General features: G+C 47.8%; 17 protein-coding genes and 1 riboswitch. Of the genes, 2 read left to right on the top strand and 15 right to left on the bottom strand.

The window, feature by feature from the left end; genetic code table 11:
• On the top strand, positions 1–198 hold a 198-nt coding region (locus A3GI_RS11700), incomplete at its 5' end, for a hypothetical protein (protein ID WP_018359414.1).
• 89 nt (positions 199–287) lie between these two features.
• Here the strand turns inward: A3GI_RS11700 and mazG are convergent.
• The 13 genes from mazG to A3GI_RS11935 form a co-directional block, all read right to left on the bottom strand.
• A complete protein-coding gene (gene mazG, locus A3GI_RS0100010; protein ID WP_018359415.1) occupies positions 288–1,079 on the bottom strand; it encodes a nucleoside triphosphate pyrophosphohydrolase in 792 nt (263 codons plus the stop codon).
• A 12-nt stretch (positions 1,080–1,091) separates the two neighbouring features.
• Positions 1,092–3,155 (bottom strand): protein-disulfide reductase DsbD family protein, encoded by a 2,064-nt coding sequence (locus A3GI_RS0100015; RefSeq protein WP_018359416.1) that lies wholly within the window; start codon positions 3,153–3,155, stop codon positions 1,092–1,094.
• 45 nt (positions 3,156–3,200) lie between these two features.
• The gene (locus tag A3GI_RS0100020) at positions 3,201–4,166 is read right to left on the bottom strand and encodes a pseudouridine synthase (RefSeq protein WP_018359417.1); all 966 of its coding nucleotides are present in this window, start codon (positions 4,164–4,166) and stop codon (positions 3,201–3,203) included.
• Between the two features lie 59 nt (positions 4,167–4,225).
• Complete coding sequence (locus A3GI_RS0100025) at positions 4,226–4,570, bottom strand: hypothetical protein (RefSeq protein WP_018359418.1); 345 nt, start codon at positions 4,568–4,570, stop codon at positions 4,226–4,228.
• Between the two features lie 2 nt (positions 4,571–4,572).
• Entirely contained in the window at positions 4,573–4,956 is a 384-nt protein-coding gene (locus A3GI_RS10115; protein ID WP_018359419.1) for an FtsB family cell division protein, read from the bottom strand.
• Positions 4,957–5,097: 141 nt separating this feature from the next.
• A complete protein-coding gene (locus tag A3GI_RS0100035; RefSeq protein WP_018359420.1) occupies positions 5,098–6,240 on the bottom strand; it encodes a universal stress protein in 1,143 nt (380 codons plus the stop codon).
• A 143-nt stretch (positions 6,241–6,383) separates the two neighbouring features.
• Positions 6,384–7,562, bottom strand: a complete 1,179-nt coding sequence (locus A3GI_RS0100040; RefSeq protein WP_018359421.1) for a MalY/PatB family protein — start codon at positions 7,560–7,562, stop codon at positions 6,384–6,386.
• A 397-nt stretch (positions 7,563–7,959) separates the two neighbouring features.
• On the bottom strand, positions 7,960–8,967 hold the full coding sequence (locus A3GI_RS0100045; protein WP_025079413.1) for a sirohydrochlorin cobaltochelatase: 1,008 nt from the start codon (positions 8,965–8,967) through the stop codon (positions 7,960–7,962).
• Between the two features lie 35 nt (positions 8,968–9,002).
• Positions 9,003–11,093: a TonB-dependent receptor plug domain-containing protein gene (locus tag A3GI_RS0100050; protein ID WP_018359423.1), complete on the bottom strand. Its 2,091-nt coding sequence runs from the start codon at positions 11,091–11,093 to the stop codon at positions 9,003–9,005.
• Between the two features lie 213 nt (positions 11,094–11,306).
• A riboswitch (cobalamin riboswitch) is annotated at positions 11,307–11,511 on the bottom strand.
• Between the two features lie 79 nt (positions 11,512–11,590).
• Positions 11,591–11,872, bottom strand: a complete 282-nt coding sequence (locus A3GI_RS0100055; protein WP_018359424.1) for a hypothetical protein — start codon at positions 11,870–11,872, stop codon at positions 11,591–11,593.
• A 10-nt stretch (positions 11,873–11,882) separates the two neighbouring features.
• The gene (locus tag A3GI_RS0100060; protein WP_026215805.1) at positions 11,883–12,821 is read right to left on the bottom strand and encodes a DUF4296 domain-containing protein; all 939 of its coding nucleotides are present in this window, start codon (positions 12,819–12,821) and stop codon (positions 11,883–11,885) included.
• Positions 12,822–12,899: 78 nt separating this feature from the next.
• Positions 12,900–13,571 carry a lipoprotein signal peptidase gene (locus A3GI_RS0100065; RefSeq protein ID WP_018359426.1) on the bottom strand — a complete coding sequence of 224 codons (672 nt, stop codon included), beginning with the start codon at positions 13,569–13,571 and terminating at the stop codon, positions 12,900–12,902.
• A complete protein-coding gene (locus tag A3GI_RS11935) occupies positions 13,572–13,817 on the bottom strand; it encodes a TraR/DksA family transcriptional regulator (RefSeq protein WP_394330181.1) in 246 nt (81 codons plus the stop codon).
• Between A3GI_RS11935 and A3GI_RS11940 the strand changes: the two genes are divergently transcribed.
• Entirely contained in the window at positions 13,716–14,066 is a 351-nt protein-coding gene (locus A3GI_RS11940; RefSeq protein ID WP_394330182.1) for an SWIM zinc finger family protein, read from the top strand. The two genes, A3GI_RS11935 and A3GI_RS11940, sit on opposite strands and share 102 nt — an antisense overlap.
• Here the strand turns inward: A3GI_RS11940 and ileS are convergent.
• Both ileS and A3GI_RS0100090 read right to left on the bottom strand, forming a co-directional pair.
• Positions 14,001–17,420 (bottom strand): isoleucine--tRNA ligase, encoded by a 3,420-nt coding sequence (ileS, locus tag A3GI_RS0100075; protein WP_018359428.1) that lies wholly within the window; start codon positions 17,418–17,420, stop codon positions 14,001–14,003. The genes A3GI_RS11940 and ileS overlap by 66 nt on opposite strands.
• A 669-nt stretch (positions 17,421–18,089) precedes the next feature.
• On the bottom strand, positions 18,090–18,443 hold the full coding sequence (locus A3GI_RS0100090) for a hypothetical protein (RefSeq protein ID WP_018359430.1): 354 nt from the start codon (positions 18,441–18,443) through the stop codon (positions 18,090–18,092).
• Positions 18,444–18,571: the final 128 nt, after the last annotated feature.

The following is an 18,571-nucleotide window of genomic DNA, read 5'->3' on the forward strand; positions in this document are numbered from 1 at the left end:
ATGGGCTTAGAGCAGGTCAAGATGGACTTCGCCTTTCTAGCTATGGCCTTTAATCTGAAGAAACTATGTGCTAAGGTTGCTCGAAAGGCGAAAAACACTCCCAAAAGACCTATATCAACCCTCAATCTCGGCCTCATGCGCTTCCACCTCCTCGAAAAACACAAAAATATCCCTCAAAGGCTAAAACCGGTGGCTTAACCAACCACAAACCAAAACTAAAAGGAGCTGCGCCAAAATTCATTTTGACACAGCCCCTTTGTTATAAAACCAAAGTTATCGTTGTATAGCTATTCGGCACGCTTCTTTCGTTTGGCCTCCTGCCAAAGAGTTTCCATTTCCCCGAGGGTCATCTCTTTAAGGGTGCGCCCCTGCTCTTTTGCCTTGGCTTCGATATAGCCGAACCGGTTAATAAACTTGCGGTTAGTATGCTCGAGAGCATTGTCCGGGTTAACCTTGTAAAGGCGAGCGGCGTTGATGAGACTGAAAATGGCATCGCCGAACTCTTCTTCCATCTGTTCGGGGTCATGGCCCGCAACAGCCTGCTTCAGCTCTCTGAGTTCCTCCTGTACTTTCGGCCAGACATCCTCGGGTTTATCCCAGTCGAAACCTACGCCACGGGCTTTGTCCTGTATGCGTATGGCTTTGATCAGGGAGGGCAGGGAGCCGGGCACACCGCTCAAAACAGTTTTGTTGCCGTCTTTCTCCTTCAGCTTGATTTGCTCCCAATTGCGCTCCACTGCTTCGGGAGTATCGGCTTTCACATCGCCATAGATATGCGGATGTCTGAAAATCAGTTTTTCTGCAATACCGTCAGCCACATCGGCCAAGTCGAAACGACCCTGTTCGGAAGCGATCTTCGAATAGAAGCATACATGAAGCAGCACATCGCCCAGTTCTTTCTTGATTTCCGCAGGATCATCCGCCAGCAATGCTTCCGACAGTTCGTAAACCTCCTCGATCGTATTGATACGCAGGCTCTCGTTCGTTTGCTTGCGATCCCAGGGACATTCCACCCGCAAGCGGTCCAGCACGTCTAAAAGACGGCTGAACGCCCGGAGCTGTTCTTCGCGAGTGTGCATGATTTTATTCGCTTAGCGGTTGGTACGAGTCTTAAACTCGGTAAGACCGTTGTTCAGGAATTTTACATACCCGTTAACATCCTCATCGTATTGGCGCGACGGACCGAGAGGTTTACCCTCGTGATCCAGAGGCACGTAGAAAGGCTGGGCATTGGAGTTGAATTTACTGCGTTGCAGATAGCTCCACTTGTCGCCCACGGTACGAAGCTTGCGCGTGCGGCCGTTTTCCTTGATCTCTATCGGTTGGGGCAGATTGGTCTTATCGTCGACAATAAGGGTAATGAGGATATAATCATTGTTCAGAATACCGTTAACCTGCGGGTCGATCCATACTGCACTCTCCATCTTACGGCAGTTTACACAGCCGTAGCCGGAAAAGTCGATCAATACCGGTTTACCCACTTTCTTAGCATATTCCATGCCGGTATCGTAGTCTTGGAACTGTGCGTGTACTTCTCCTTTGTAGAGGTTGAAGTCCTGTGTGTTCAACGGAGGAGCGAAAGCACTGATGGACTTTAGCGGTGCCCCCCATAAACCGGGCACCATATACATGGCAAATGCAAGCGATACGATGGCCATGAAGAGGCGAGGCACGGATACACGCTCCACGGGGGTATCGTGAGGAAACGTCAGCTTGCCAAGCAGATACAAACCAAGCAGGGCAAAAATGATGATCCAAAGAGAAACGAATACCTCACGATCCAGGATGTGCCATCCGTATGCGAGGTCGGCTACAGAAAGGAACTTGAATGCCAAAGCCAGTTCGAGGAAAGCCAGTACCACTTTCACCGAGTTCAGCCAGCCTCCACTCTGGGGCATGGACTGCAACATATTGGGGAATACGGCAAAGAAAGAGAAAGGCAGAGCCAAAGCCAGAGCAAAGCCGAACATACCGATGGCCGGGCCTAACCAGGAACCCATGGTGGCGGCTTCTACCAACAGCGTACCGATAATCGGGCCGGTACAAGAGAAAGAAACCAGCACGAGCGTAAAGGCCATGAAGAAGATAGAGAGCAAGCCGGTTGTACTGTCGGCTTTCTGATCCATTTTGTTCGTCCATCTTGCCGGTAGTACGATTTCGAAAGCGCCGAAGAAAGAAACGGCAAAGAAGACCAGCAAGAGGAAGAATATAATATTGAATACCGCACTGGTGGAAAGGCTGTTAAGCGCGCTTGCGCCGAAAATTCCGGTAATCAACAATCCCAGCGTAAGGTAAATAATGATGATGCCCAAACCGTAGGTGATGGCATCGCGGATGGCTTTCTTTCTGTCCTTGCTGCGTTTGAGGAAGAAACTCACCGTCATCGGTATCATAGGCCATACACAAGGAGTAAGAAGAGCAATCAAACCACCCAGAAAACCGTAAAGAAAAACTTTCCAGAGAGAGCTGCTTGCACGTCCCAGCGTCTCGTCTCCATAGCTTCTCAGCTCGCTGACCACAGGGGTCCAGAGTTCGGCTTTTCCTCCCAGTTTGGCAGCGTTATCTGCTTTTTCTGGATCCAAAGCATCCGGCGTTGCCTTATTCAAAGTTTCGCTATTGGTTTCCGTTACCCCTGTTCCGGGTGTCATAGCAACTTCAGTAGCAGAGCCGGACTCGGCAGCTCCGAAGGTAAATTCGTATTCGGTCGGAGGCGTACAGGTCTCATCATTGCAAGCCATATAGCGCACAGCTCCTGTTATGCCGAACTTTTCCGGATCTGTAATCTTGATCTTCTGGCTGAATACGACGGCTGAATGATACCAGCGCAAGGTCATGCCGAAGTTCTTATCATAAACCTCATCGGGTTTGATATTCGTAAAAGGTTTGCCAACCAGCTCGGCTCCTTCTATTTTATCGAAAATAAACTCTGTGGACTGCGGACCACCTTCGGGTAAGTTAAGGTCATATACATGCCAACCATCTTGCGGCGTAGCGGTAAACTCCAGGATACGCTCTTCGTCGGAAGCACCTTTTTTGATCGATTTACTCCACTCTACTACGTTTTCATATATCTGAGCACGGGCAATGGAAGGAGGAATTAATGTTAAGGCGAAAACACACAGCAAAGCTATGTGAGTGAATTTAATTTTGTTCATTTCGTGGTTGCTTACAAGATTAAAGTTATTATTTAGTTGATCGTCTTATTCATTATCATCTTCTTTGGTTGTTTTGGGTGCCGAAGTACGCATCAATTTGTTGAAGATTGCCGGCACAGGCATATCGAACACCATCCGTTCATGAGAAACAGGGTGTATAAACTCTATGCGTGTGCCCGCAAGGGCTATGGCATTGAGTTTTTTGTTTATGCTGCCATTGTGATGATCTCCTGCAAGAGGCATCCCCAAAGAGGCCAGTTGTTTGCGGATTTGCGGATTGCGTCCTTTCAGCAAATCGATTCGCATCATGCAGCAAAAAGCTCCGCGTTTCATTACCCGGTAACGGGCTGCCCCGATACCTGCTGGAACGCCGGTCTGCTTTCTTTTATCGGTTCCCCGGCCTCCTCTTTTAGCTTCGCGAGCCTCTCCGCCCTGCAATAACCCTTCATCTGTTTCGGGCTGCCCTTCGGCTACAGCCATAAAACGTTGCAGCGGCACGACACGCCGCCAGTTGTTGATGATCTCTCTTTGGATTTCGGGATTCCGGGCAAAAAGGATTACCCCGGTCGTATCTTTGTCCAAACGGTTGAGCATAAAAAGCATGCTACCCGGCTCCACATGTTTAAGATAATCCGAAACGATCCGTAGAGCCGTATTCTTATGATCTTTACCGCTTGCCACGGTGGAGATACCTGCCTGCTTTTGCACCGCAACGATATGATCGTCGAGATAGACAATCTTAAGCAGACGATGTTTGAAATCCTCCGGTTTGGGATTAGGGAACAGTGTCACCACATCGCCCACCCCCAAGGTGCGGTCGAACTGAGACGTTCGCTCTCCATTGACTCCCAAATAGCCGTCGCGAAGCAACTGCTTGACCGTAGTACGGCTCCTCTCGGGCATGGCTACCCTAAGCAGAAAGTCCAATAGCTCGGCAGACTCCTTTACTGTGTAGTTCTGAGCCGGTTTTTCTTTCAAAGGACGCATTGTGGCAGTTTTCTTTTTATTCATCTTCGTTTGAGGAGCTATAATTCTTCGAAAGCGTTCCGATTCGACTCCTCATCTTTTTATTATTGTTTATTCTTTCTTTTGATTGTCAGAAGGTTGGCATAAATCATAAAAACCAATCCTAAAGCAAAAAACAACAGCCATTCCTGTTGTCCCCGGCCGATAAACCGGTAAGCGGCACTTATACCGAAAAGAAGACCGGATAAAAATCCCATACGGTGCAACCTCCGGGAGCGCAAATCTTTATTTTTCGGAGGGGTAAGCATAAAAGACAACAGATATCCTGCTGCACCGAGAGCAAAAACGATGTTTACCCACAGTTCCCGGACAAACCCGAAAAAAGCTCCGATAATCAGCAAAAGACCGGAGCAAATATAAAGGATGTCGGTAAATCGATATCGTTTCATTGTTATCGTTTATTCTCGCCGGTTTGCTCCGTGCTGTCCACAATCAGGAAAATCGTTTCGTCCTCCGCTTTCATGTAATAAAGCTCGCGCGCTGTATGCTCCACACCACCTTTATTTGCACGGATTTCTTCCAGCTTGATACTGTCTGCACGAAAGAGCTTCTTTTGTAGTTCAACCTCATGCCGCAGTTCGCCGATGCGTCTCGAATTCTTCAATTGCCTGAAAATATTCGAATCTCCGAAAAGTAAAGGGATAATAAAGAAGAGGACCAGTACGATGACATACTTCAACCAAGGGTACTTGTAAAACCAGCCGCGAACAGACCTCCAACACTGTGCAGCGTTAGAGCGAAAAGACCGCCATGATGATTTCAACTTATTTACCATTGGTTACAACTTTTAATACAATAAATGGCTGCATTTTGAGATTTCATCGCAAAAATTGTCTCCGTTACCGGATCGAAATGCGATATTTCATCTCAAATTGCAGCCACAAAGGTATTGAAAAAGAGTGAATTCTCGACTAAATCAGTGAGGCATCACCAACAGCGGAGTATCTGCATAGAAGAGCATGCGGCGGGCTTTGCTCGGGAAAATAAGCTTACGCAGAAAGTTTCGCTTGTAGGTATTCACCACAATCAGGTCGATTTTCTCCCGGGTGGTAAATATATCCAAAGCCGTACCGAAATCTCCGGCATCCAGCATATTCACTTCGATTTGACGAGTGGGATACTGTTTTTTGAAATACTCTCTGATGGCATTCAGCTGTATCTCATCCCATTGACGGTCATTGGTGGAGATATTAAAGAGGTGGAAACGCGGATTGAGATGACCGAAGAGCTGTATGTAACGCTCGAAGAGTACCAGATCGCTCTGCTCGAAGCTGGTGGCCACGGCTACCTCTTTGGCGTCGCTGAAATCGCTGATATGCGATTCTTCCGGTACGACCAAAACCGGAGCGCGGTTGCTGTCCATAATTTCGGCGGCAACACTTCCGATCAAGTCTGCATCTTTTTTCTCTTTGCTGCGACTGCCCATCACGATCAGATTAGGGCGGTGTCTGTGGCTGTATCCCTTGATCACCTCTTCAGGGGCACCATCTCGAATCATCATTTTCATTTCCACCTTAGGCAGTGCACCGGATTTCATCTTTTCCGAGATTTGCCGTTTGAGAGTATCCATCTTGCCTTGCACTTCTTCCAGCGTTTTACGCAGTATCACCTCATCTGCCACGGGAATGGTATTGACATCGCCCACGAACATCGGCGCCGGATAAAAAGGATTGTAGTGTGCATGCAATATGACAATGCTCATTTTATGGCGTGCTGCATAGCGTATGCCCATATCGCAGATTTTTTCGGTCATGGTTTCGAAGTCGACGGGAATAAGCACATAACTTTCCTCTTTCATCGCACCGGCCCTTTTCTCATCGGCTATGGCACTTTCCGAAAAGTGACTTTGTTCGATGATACTTAAAGCATGAGGCAAATCTTTCTTGTTGATGCGCACCCGCACTCCTGCTGAAACAACGGGCTGAATAAGATTTACATTGGCCAGTTGCACCGGTATGCCTTCGCTCTCCAGCATGGTTTTGAGGATTTGAGCTTCTCCGAATGAGTGTATCGCCAGTGTTACGATCTCATCTTTTTCATTCTTTTGATCCTTGTTCATAATAAACGCTCCTTTCTTATTTGTTTATGTGTCTATGTAAATATAACCATTTCTTTTTCGGTTTGCCTCTATTTACAAGCATAAATACACAAAAAGAGTGATTTAATTTTCTGAAAATAAAGAAAAAGAGTGCTCAAAAACTGTTATTTATTAAAATCAGAGACTGCTTTGGCCAGACTTTTCAATGCTTTTTCCAAAGTAACACGCGGGCAAGCTACGTTCATGCGCATAAAACCCTCGCCACCGGGGCCGAAAGAGCGACCATCGTTCAGAGCCAACCGGACATCTTCTACAAACAGTCGGTCGATACCGTCGGCATCGAGTCCCAAACCTCTACAATCAAGGAAAATAAGAAAAGATGCTTCGGGGCGCATAGGCACAATGCCGGGAATATTTCGATGGATATAGTCCACGGCATAGTCGATATTGGCCTGAATATACCGCAGAAACTCATTCAGCCACTCTTCCCCTTCGGGAGTATAAGCTGCCTCCACGGCAAGATAAGCGAACAGATGTCCGATGTTAAACTCGCCACCGGTCATGAACCGCTCAAAAGGTTTGTATATCTCTTTGTTGGGAATAACCGCATAAGAGCTCGCCAGACCCGGTATATTGAAGGCCTTACTGGGCGAGAGAAAAGAAATGCTATTGTCACGCGCTGCATCCGAAACGGTGGCGAAAGGAGTATGTACAGAACCGGGTAAGGTCAGATCGGCATGTATTTCATCGGATATCACAACACAATTGTTTTTGGCGCAGATCTCGGCCATGCAACGAAGCTCTTCGGGCGTCCATACCCGACCGCCCGGATTATGCGGATTGCTGAGAATAAAAAATTTGGCATCCCTGGTATCCCTGTCCAAAAGCTCAAATTCGACTTCGTAGCGTCCGTCGACAAGTTTCAGCGGACTCTGCACAACTTCGATGTCGTATGCCTTGGGCACATCGAAGAATGGCATATATACGGGAGAGAGCATGGCCACCCTGTCTCCGGGTTTGCAGAAATGAACAAGAACAAAAGCGATACCGCGAACGATACCGGGAATAAACATCAGCTCTTCCTTTTCGATTTTCCAGCGGTATCTCCTGCTCAGCCAAGATTGAATGGCCGTTCGCCAGCCTTCGGGCTCGAGCGAATAACCCAAAACAGGATGCTCGAGACGCTCTTTTAGCTTGTCGATCACAATCGGGCAAGAAGCCATATCGGCATCAGCCACCCACATGGGTAAAAGATCCGTGCGCCCCCAGCGCGCCTGCAAGTCGTCATATTTAACACTGTTTGTATTATGGCGCTCAATAACGGTATCGAAATTATACTTCATACTCTTAATTATTAGATCAAAGATTATATTCAATAAATAGAGAAAGCATGCTTTTGGTTCATTGAAGAAAATACAATTTTATATCTCTGCATACTTTTGAGATAGCTCAAAAAAACCGTAAACCTCAAAATGGACTTTAGGAAAAACAGTGTAAATTTAATCGCGAACTTAACCGCTCCGAGTGTCAACTTTTTTCAGTACACGTCAGGTTGAAAATTCTTCAGGCAAAGAAAAAAAATCCAAGTTAACTTCGTTGAAAATCCTTCGGGCAAAGAATACAAATCCGTTGCGCTAAGAATTTTCAATCGTCAGGCAATCGTTTTGAAAGCAAACAAAAAAGCAGAGACTGCGGCATATTGCCGGCAATCTCTGCTCTTTATAAAAAGTTAAAAGGTTGTTATTCGAATTCGAGGATGTTCTCGGCTTCTTTGATAGCCCTGTCGAGGTGCTTCATCCAAACGGAAAGGATGGCGTCATAGTCTGCCAAGCCTTTCAGCACGCAGTTCTCTATGGGCACCTTATAACCCAACTCGCTGAGTTGGATGCGCCAGCTCTGTTCTTCAGGCTTTGCCTTGTCGTCCTTGTCGCCGGCCATGTCGTTATTGGCATGATCGCCGGCAATACTCATCATAGGAGCCAGTTTAATGGAAGATCCGACAGGTAACTGCTTCTTGATATTGGGTATCAGGTAGTTGCCTGCCAGCATATCCAACGCGTCCACTGTGGCTACGAAGAAGTTTTTGTTTTTGTTTTTCAAGTAGTTTTCAACTTCGTGATACTTGCTGTTGGCATACGAATAGCTGTCTTCGGGGTTTCCATGTCCCATGAAAGCCACACCGGTACCGGCTTCGACATCTTTTTTGTAGATATTGTACAATGCTTCTCCCACGGCTTCGATGTCTTCTTTTTCATACAACAGAGGCATACCGAAGTAGAGTTTCTCGGTATGAGGCTTGCCGGCTTCTGCCAAAGCAGCCATATCTTTCTTGAAGTTTTTGATGTAATAGTCCCTGAGCATGATAAATTCTTCGCCTGGGATTACGTGCAGAGACTGTACATAAACATTTTTGTAGCCGGCTTTATTGATGGCTTTGAACCATTTATCGGGCGTAGCAAAATATTCTTTCGTCTTGGCACCCCAACGAGTGATGGTGGTGGTGGAAGTGAAAGAGAGGTAAACATCGGTATTGGGATACTTGGCCTTAAACTTGCTGACCATGGCTTTGAAGGTTGCATGAGGGGCTTCGTATGTACTGCCGAAAGTTACGAGCAGAAGAGCCGTATCGTTTTTCTTATCGATTTTCGTAAGTTCATTCTGGCTGTCTTTGGGTTCATCGTCGCTTTTACAAGCGGTAAAAAAGGCTGTCACCGTGAGGGCGAGCAGCAAATAAATCAGTTTCTTCATGTGGATCATTATTAAAAAATTATACGCTCAAAGAATTATTTCCATTGATTGAAGTTTACGGCCACACTGACGTAGAAAGTGCGCCCGGGGGTATTGGAAGCATAGGGCAGGCCGTAAGGCTTCGTTTCTTTATAGTCGAACAGGTTGTCTACTCCGGCATGTGCCGTAATGCCCCACTGCCGTCCGAACTTCAATCTGTGCGAAGAGTCGATGCGCCAGGTCATATAACCGTCGGCATGCCCGTAGTTATAACTGTATTTTTGACTTTGGGCACGGCCGAAGAGCGATATGCCGGGCGTGTATGTGCCGCCGTTTTTCAATTTAAGCGCCTTACCTGTCCAGGCTGCACGCCACGTGCCGCGGTGTTTAACGCTGCCTTCCAGCATGTGGTATACGCGCTCGTTGTCGTCGTTGATGAAATGTCCGTCGGCATACAGGAAGCTGTAAGCAGCTCCAAGTGTCCAGCGGGGAGAGATACGGTAACTGAAATCTACATCCGCTCCGCGACTCAAAGCCTCTTCCATATTCTTGTACTGCATACGTTTGTCTATGCCTCGCACATAATCCAGTTTTTCACGAGGCACCTCCACCAGTGCAATCATATTTTTGATGCTGTTGTAAAAGAGTGTGACCGAGCTTTTGAACGGCCCCTGTTTGTAGTCGGCGCTCAGGGAGAAGAAATTGCTATGCTCGGGTCTCAGATCGGTGTTTCCTGTGTAAAGGCGCATATTGGCAGCCATAAAACGCTCGTAGTGATAATAGAGCTCTTTGATACCGGGCACCTTGAAGCCCCGGGCGTAAGTGCCGCTGAGCGTCCACGCTCCTTTCCGGTAGAGCAATGTAGCCTTGGGAGCAAAATCCAAACCGAACTCTTTGTGGGTTACAAAGCGTACCCCCGGTGTCAAGAAAAGGGATTGTGAAACCTGCCACTCGTCCTGAGCATATGCTGCCAGCGTATAAGCATCGGCATGTTTGGAGCGCAGGCGATAGGGCGCATCCAGCCAGTCATTGATAAACTCTACACCGGCGCTGATACGATGACTTTTCAAATCATGTACTCCTTTCAGATGTGCGGTGAACCGTTGCTGACGGCTTTGTCGTGATACGTCGCCTTTCTCATAAATGGGATGCAACAGATTTCCGTCTTCGTCTACGTACTCTTCCTGAGTCAGCGTTGTGTAAACGTGATAGTAGTCGTTGAGGTCATAGGCAAAGTCGAGGGTGTACTGTATCCTGTCATTCGGGGCGAATTGCAGACCGGTACGTGCTCCCCAGGTGCGGTAACGCATATTGAAATTGCTCCACTGCGGGTTGCCGGTAGGGCGATACATATTCTTCCCGTACCATTCACCGCCGGCATAGACGGACCAGCGGGCATTGAAATCATAGCGGAATAGCTGTTCGACTGTCCAGTTCGAATAGCGATTGGCAGTCTTGGTAACGGAGTTTTCGACAACTTTTTTCTTAAACCACTCCTGCGTTGTGTTTTGCCAGCCGTCGGAGTGTCTGAAAGAAAAAGAGGTCTCACTGCTCAGGTTAGAGCCCATGAAAGCAATTTGATTATACTGCTGCACATCGCCGTAAGAACCGGTACGGGTGGAGTTTTCGATTTTGAAAGGAGCCTGATTGCGGTTGGTGATGATATTGATAACGCCGGCCATGGCATCCGATCCGTAGAGCGAGGAGGCTGCCCCTTTCACTATCTCGATACGGCGGATTGACTCGGTGGGGATCTTGCCGAGGTCGTTCTGCCCGCCCTGATCGCCATGAAGACGTTTGCCGTCCACCAGAATGAGAATATATTTATTGCTAAAACCTCCGAGAGTAATGCCCGAGCCCATGTCGGAAGGTGAAAAATCGAAAGCGGGACTGAGCATGGAAAGAATTTCCTCCGCCGTACGCCCTTGCAAAGCCTCTATCTGAGTGCGCGTGATAACCTCGGTACGTACCGGAGCCTTATCGGAGTGATGCAACGTGCCTGTGCCGGTAACGACCACTTCCTGAAGCTCCAAATGCTGTTGAACTTGTGTCGTATCGGAGCGAGAAGTTTGCGCAAAAGAAGATGTGCAAACGGAAAATACGATCCCGGTCAAAAGACAGGGAATATAACGGAGCGAGCAACTCATGTTATCAATATCTTAAACAGAAGGGAAATTGTTCGTGCCATAGCGAGAGAAAAAGATCTTCAATCGTCGAGCGGTGAAAACCCATTGAAACCGGGATTCCTTATGCCGCAAATATCCCCATTCATATACGCCGGGACATTTCAAATCTTTTTTACTGAAGTCTGACCACGAGGCTTCCTGCAACTTCTTCTCCTGGAAGTTTAAGTTTTTACGTTTAAGTGTTTGTCTGCGGCAGGTCTTCCGACTCTTTCCCTTCATTCGCCCGCCTTCCCATGATATAGCGACCACAGTGGCACCAAGAATCGGCAAATAAATTGGCAGGAAATTACGGCTGCAGGAACAGCTCCGGATTTACACCGGATTCCCTTACATATACTGCCTGAAAGAACAGTATATTACCTTGACACTACAAAGATATGGATATATTTCCATATTACCCCACCCCACGACTGATACTCTTAACTTTGCGAAAGAGGCTGTATGAAAAGAGGCGCAGCTTAATAACAGGCGCTTAAATCGAGAGTCCAATGCGGATGATGGGTGAGCAAGCGGTTAAGGTGTTCGATGGTTGCCGGCTGAGCAGTATCCGGAGGTAAACCGGTTTTTCCACAGGCTGTAGGATAAAGACAGGCTGTACCTGATAAGAAGATGGTTTTCTCTGTTTCCGAAATAAACGGAGTCAATTCGAAACGTCCGGGCGAGGTGGGTGTGACAAGCACATTCTTAGCCCGGCAGCCTTGTACGCACAAGTAGTGCATGGTATAGCGCGTCGGTTTCATTTCTTTTTTATTACTCTAAAGACGTCTCGTCGGCGATCTTCTCTTTTTCTTCTGTCTCCCTGTCGTCAATCGCTTCTTTTTCAAATTTTTCTTTCCCTTCTTTCGTGGTCTTTTTCTCTTTCACATTTTCTTTCACGGCAGGGGTATAGCGCACAACGGCGAAGCTGTCCACCAAGATGCGGTGTGCCGAATCCGGTATCTTCCGGTTTACGGAATCCAACCCCGAGATGTAGGTATTGCTTCGGAGAAAAGCTTTTATACGTAAGGCTTTACGGTCTTGGGGAACGGTTTGGGAAAGCTCGAACAGGCCATTCCTCAGGATGCGGATTTCTTTGCTCAGGCTCGTGCTGTCGTCCAGATCCATGATGAGATTCAGTTTCAGGTCTGTTTTATTTTTAAGAGAAAGACCGTGTATTCTTGTCGTGAGGCGGAACTCGGTATCGGGTTCCGGTGATGTCGTTAAATCCAGTTGTGCAAAGTGATTGATCTGCTCATGTTCAGGGGCAAACCAGAGCAAAACGTTTTTTAAGAAGTTAACGGAGTCTTTGTCGTATTGTTCTATTGCATTATCCGACTTTGTTTTTTCCGCTTCTCTTTCCGCCAGCAATTGTTCTATCTGTTTCAGGGAATCTCTCACCATTTGCGTATATACCACCTGCGACTTGATTTTGTATCGAGTGTACCAGACGAGAGTGCTGTCATAATCGCGCTGGGTTACGCCGTGACGGGCGAAGAGGTCATCGTATATTGCCTGGCGGGTTGAATCCGGTAGCTCATACCCTCTGCTCTGTATCAGACTGCGTGTGATGGCCAGGTCCATCATCACTTCTCTTGTTTGTTTGGGGCTCAGCTTATTCCAGCTGCGTTTTTTGCATCCGCTAATAAATAAAGCGTTTAGCAGGCATAAAACGGAGATGATGAATAACGAGCGAACAGAAACTGTACGCATAACCTTGTCTGATATTTAGTAATGAAATAAAGAAGCCTTGACGTGCACCCTTATTGTCTTTGAACGTTTCCCTGTCTTTTACAGTATATCTGTGGGCCCGGTTGTTTGCCTGTTCCGGTGCAAAACCGAATCCAAAGCCCGGCTCAAAGTATGCGGATAGAAAAGAATCAACGCAATCAGTCCCACGGAGATGCAGGCATCGGCAAAATTGAATACCGGACTGAAGAAAACGAACTGTTCGCCGGCTTTCCACGGGAACCATGAAGGATAGGTGGTTTGTATGATCGGGAAGTAGAACATGTCCACTACTTTCCCGTGAAACCACGATGCATACCCCGTACCCGGTGCAACCCATTGAGCTACCTGCCCTACACTGCTGCTGAAACAGGCTCCATAGAAAATGGAATCTAAAATATTTCCGATACCTCCTGCCACAATCAAAGCCAGAGTGGCAATAAAGCTCGTTTTGAATTTATTCTGCTTGACAAGCACAAAAACGAACCATGCTGCCACCGACATGGCAATGATACGAAAAACCGTAAGAAAAAGTTTGCTGCCCAGTTTGATGCCGTATGCCATACCCTCATTTTCCAGAAAGTAGATCTTGAACCATGGCAGAATATTATACATCTGATGCTCGACCATGTGAGTTTTGATCCAGATCTTAATCAATTGGTCTGTCAAAAGTAAGAGCACGACAAGCCCGGCAGCGATGAAACCCTGCTTACGCCTATGTTTTTTCAGTGTCATTTATTTCTTTTCATTTAGCTTTGCCTCGATGCTCAATGTGGCATGGGGCACTGCACGCAGACGCTCTTTCGGTATCAGTTTGCCTGTTTCCCGGCAAACGCCATACGTTTTATTCTCAATGCGTATCAGAGCGGCTTGCAAGTTTTGAATGAACTTGGAGAGACGCTGCGCCATTTTGCCGGCCTCTTCTTTGCTCAATGTAGCTGCCCCCTCTTCCAGCAGTTTGAAGGTGGGCGATGTATCCATCACATCGTTTCCACTGTTGTTGCTGGCTCCCGCACGCAATTGATCATAGTCTCTTTTCGCCTGATCCAATTTTTTCAGGATTATCTCACGAAACTCTGCCAGTTCTTCGTCAGAGTAGCGTATTACTTTTTCTTCGCTCATAGTATCCTCTTTTTACTAAGGTTGTCGATATGGATGAATACCTTATCTCTTGCAGATGTTTACCCTCAGTACAAAGTCATCCATATCCAGCTCTGCACCTTCGGTTAATGAAACTTCTGCGGTTAATTGGTCTGCCTGCACTTCGCGGCAGATATAGTCACGGTATCCTTCGATAACCGGGTTCATAATTTCACTGTTTGCTATGGTCAGCATGATACGATCGCTAACTTCATAGCCGTTCTGCTTACGCAGATTTTGTATACGGTTTACCAACTCGCGTGCCAACCCTTCATGACGAAGACTCTCTGTAACCGTAATGTCCAGAGCCACAGTCAAGGCTCCTTCGTTTGCTACCAGCCAACCCGGTATGTCTTCGCTCACGATTTCCACATCGTCTCTGTTTACTTCGGCTTCCGTTCCGCCGACCGTCAGTTTGATGCTTCCGTTGCGTTCCAGCATATTTATCTGTTCCTGGCTCATTTGGTTAATGGCTTCGGCCAGCAATTTCATAATTTTCCCGTAGCGCGGCCCCAGCTTCTTGAAATCCGGTTTGATGCGTTTTACCAGCATTCCTTCCGAGTCGTCCACGAAGCGCAACTCTTTTACGTTCACTTCGTTCATGATCAGCCCACGGACGGGTTCGATGGCATTGCGCTGCTCTTCGTCGAGGATCGGTATCATGATGGCTTGCAGCGGCTGCCTTACCTTGATATTTACCTTACGGCGCAGAGCCAGAATCATGGATGAAACGGTCTGTGCCATAGCCATGCTGCGCTCCAGCTTCAGGTCGATCAATGATTGTTCGGCTTTCGGGAAAAGGGAAAGATGCACACTGGCATCGCATCCTTTGCAACTGCCCAACAAGTCGCGGTAGAGCCGGTCTGCATAGAACGGCGCTATCGGTGCCATCAGTTTAGCCACGGTGAGCAGACAGGTGTAGAGGGTCTGGTAGGCCGAAAGTTTGTCTTCGGTCATTTCTCCGCCCCAGAAACGGCGGCGTGAGAGACGTACGTACCAGTTGCTCAACTGCTCTGTAACGAAGTCGCTGATAGCCCGTCCGGCTCTTGTGGGTTCGTAGTTGTCGAACTGTGTGTCGACTTCCCGGATGAGAGAGTTTAAGGTAGAGAGTATCCAGCGGTCTATTTCCGGTCTCCGGGCATGCTCAACCTGCTTCTCGATGGCATTGAAGCCGTCCAGATTGGCATACAGGGCGAAGAACTGATAGGTGTTGTACAACGTACCGAACAGTTTGCGTACCACCTCTTCCACTCCGTCGAGGTCGAACTTCAGATTGTCCCACGGGGAAGAATTGGTGATCATATACCAGCGCAGGGGGTCCGAGCCGTATTTGTCGATTGTGGCAAACGGATCGATGGCATTGCCCAATCGTTTGCTCATCTTGTTACCGTTCTTGTCGAGCACCAGACCGTTGCTGATAACATTCTTGAATGCCGTGCTGTCCGATACCATGGTGGCGATGGCGTGCAGCGTGAAGAACCAGCCGCGTGTCTGGTCTACCCCCTCGGCAATGAAATCTGCGGGGAAGTAAGTGCCCGAGTCTATCAATTCTTTGTTTTCGAACGGATAGTGCAGCTGTGCATAAGGCATGGCACCCGAGTCGAACCAGACGTCTATCAGGTCGGTTTCGCGCTTCATCGGTTTGCCTCCCGGCGAAAGCAGCGTGATGTTATCCACGTAGGGTCTGTGCAAATCTATGCGGTCGTAATTCTCTTTGGTGAAGACATTCGGCTCGAAGCCTTCATACGGATTCTTTTCCATGAGACCGGCCTTTACTGCACGCTCTATTTCGTTGTAAAGTTCTTCCACGGAGCCGATACAGATTTCTTCCTGTCCGTCTTCCGTTCGCCAGATAGGTAACGGCGTACCCCAGTATCTGCTTCGGCTGAGGTTCCAGTCCTGAAGATTTTCCAGCCATTTTCCGAAGCGCCCGGAGCCGGTACTTTCGGGCTTCCAGTTGATCGTTTTGTTCAGTTCGATCATACGCTCCCGGCAGGCCGTGCTGCGGATAAACCAGCTGTCCATCGGATAATAGAGTACGGGTTTGTCCGTACGCCAGCAGTGCGGATAGTTGTGTGTATGTTTCTCTATGCGGAATACGCGGTTTTGCATCTTTAGCATAACGCTCAGCTCCACGTCGAGCGTTTCGTCGCTTTCCTCTTTTTTCGGATCGTAAGCATTCTTTACGTATTTGCCTGCATACACATCGTATAGCGGAACGTCCACCCGCTCTCTGAGGAATTTCGAATCCAGATCCTTGATGCGGAAGAAGCGTCCTTTGAGGTCTACCATCGGACGTTCGTTGCCGTCTTTGTCTATCATTAACAGTCCCGGTACGCCGAATTGCTTGGCCACGCGGTTGTCGTCCGCACCGAATGTAGGTGCGATGTGTACGATGCCCGTACCGTCGTCCGTGGTCACGAAATCGCCGCTTATGACGCGAAAAGCCCCTTCACCCGGGTTTACCCAGGGGATGAGTTGCTCATACGCCATACCCACAAGCTCCGATCCTTTCCAGCGTCCGGTAATCACATACGGTATCTGTTTGTCACCCTTCTTATAATTATTCAGAGCCTCTTCGCCTTCATATTTCGCATCGAAGAGTGTATGTAACAGCGGTTCGCCCATAACGGCTGTCATGGCTAAACCGGTGTAAGGATTGTAAGTGCGAACGGCAACGTAGTCTATGCCCGGCCCCACGCAGAGAGCGGTATTGGAGGGCAGAGTCCACGGGGTGGTCGTCCATGCCAGAAAAAAGGCGTCGCCCCAGCCTGTCATTTCGGGTTTCGGCTCACGTATTAAAAACTGTGCCGTACAGGTGGTATCTTTTACATCGCGGTAACAACCCGGCTGGTTCAACTCGTGAGAGCTGAGGCCTGTTCCCGCTGCAGGGCTGTATGGCTGTATGGTATAGCCCTTATAGAGCAATCCTTTGTTGTAGATTTGTTTGAGCAGATACCACAGCGTTTCGATGTAACGGTTGTCGTAGGTGATGTAAGGGTCGTCCATATCCACCCAGTAGCCCATCTTCTGTGTCAGTTGCACCCACTCCTTGGTGTATTTCATCACATCCTGACGGCAGGCCTCATTGTACTGATCCACCGAAATGTTTTTGCCGATATCTTCCTTGGTGATGCCTAATGTCTTTTCCACACCCAACTCTACGGGCAGGCCGTGCGTATCCCATCCGGCTTTGCGTTTGACCAAAAAGCCTTTCATCGTCTTGTAGCGGCAGACCGTGTCTTTCAGCGTACGCGCCATTACGTGGTGAATACCCGGCATACCGTTGGCTGAGGGCGGTCCCTCGTAAAAAACAAATGACGGGGCATCTTCGCGCAGCTTCAAGCTCTCTCTAAACAGATCTTCTGCAGTCCACAGACGTAGTATCTCTTCGTTCACTTCCGACATGTTCAGTCGGTTATATTCCGGAAATTTTCGGCTCATCGTTGTTCTTTTTTCGCAAATCTACTGTTGCTGTTCTGTTTTTCTTTGTGCCATGCTCAAGGCCGTTTACCTACTATATGGCTACAATACAGCATCTTAATTTGGCGCAAATATACTCTTTTTCCGCCTAAAATCCCATTGGGAAAGCAAATTCCTGTGTATGCGGATCCGGCTCTCTTCCCAAAGATTCGCAAGACGCGGACAAAATTCCCCTCGGCGAGGAATGGCTTTCCGAAAAAAAGGATGGTAACAATCAGAATGGATGATATACAGAGGTGGGTATTGTGAATATCCCGGTCGCACGCAGTCCAATGTATCTGGGGTGTACACTGCCGAGCTTGATAGAACTGTATACGATGAAGTTTCCTGCAAGAGAAAAACTGACGTGTACTGAAAATACCGCTGCCCGATGGTTGGAAATTTTTAGCGCAATGGATTTTTTTTCTTTGCCTGAAGAATTTTCAACGAAGTTAACTTGGATTTTTATTTTCCTTAACAAGATTTTCGAGCCGTCAGGCGATATAAATACTTTATCTATATAAGCTGTTGATTCAGAGCGCATTACAAAGAAACAAAAACGGAGGCCGGATTATTCCGGTTCCTCCGTCAGAAAATGTAAAATAGATAGCGCCGGGCTGTTGTTTCTGCCTGTGCATCTTTTTTAGCACGCTATTTTCCTTTTAGCTTTTCGACCAAACGGGCAGTCAACAGTTCTTCCGCCAAATTTACCGAATCGGCACAGGGGAATTGTAACTCCTGTTTGAGACATTTGCAGGTACAGCCTCCTGCTTTGGCAATAAACTCCTGTTTGATGGAAGGAAGCCCTTTTTCTTTGGCTATTTGTTCTGCTGCATACAGTGCACCGCACAAGCCCTCTTCTGCCCGTCCGCCACCTTTGGGACGATATTGAAGCTCTATTTCCTCATCTGTAAGACCCGTAATCTGCTGAAACCCTTTTTGAACGGCTTGTGCACAATTCCAATTTTCCGGTTTCGCATGAAAAAAATCAATCGACTTAGCCATGATTGTTTTAAGATTATATTGAATATCCGATTCCCTGTTTTAAGGGTTTATACATTTGCAAAACTAAGGTTTTATTTTGAAATGTTCCACGGATATTCACCGCCGGTATTATGCAACGCACCCGCAAC

This window comes from Porphyromonas macacae DSM 20710 = JCM 13914 (assembly GCF_000379945.1).
Taxonomy (GTDB): domain Bacteria; phylum Bacteroidota; class Bacteroidia; order Bacteroidales; family Porphyromonadaceae; genus Porphyromonas; species Porphyromonas macacae.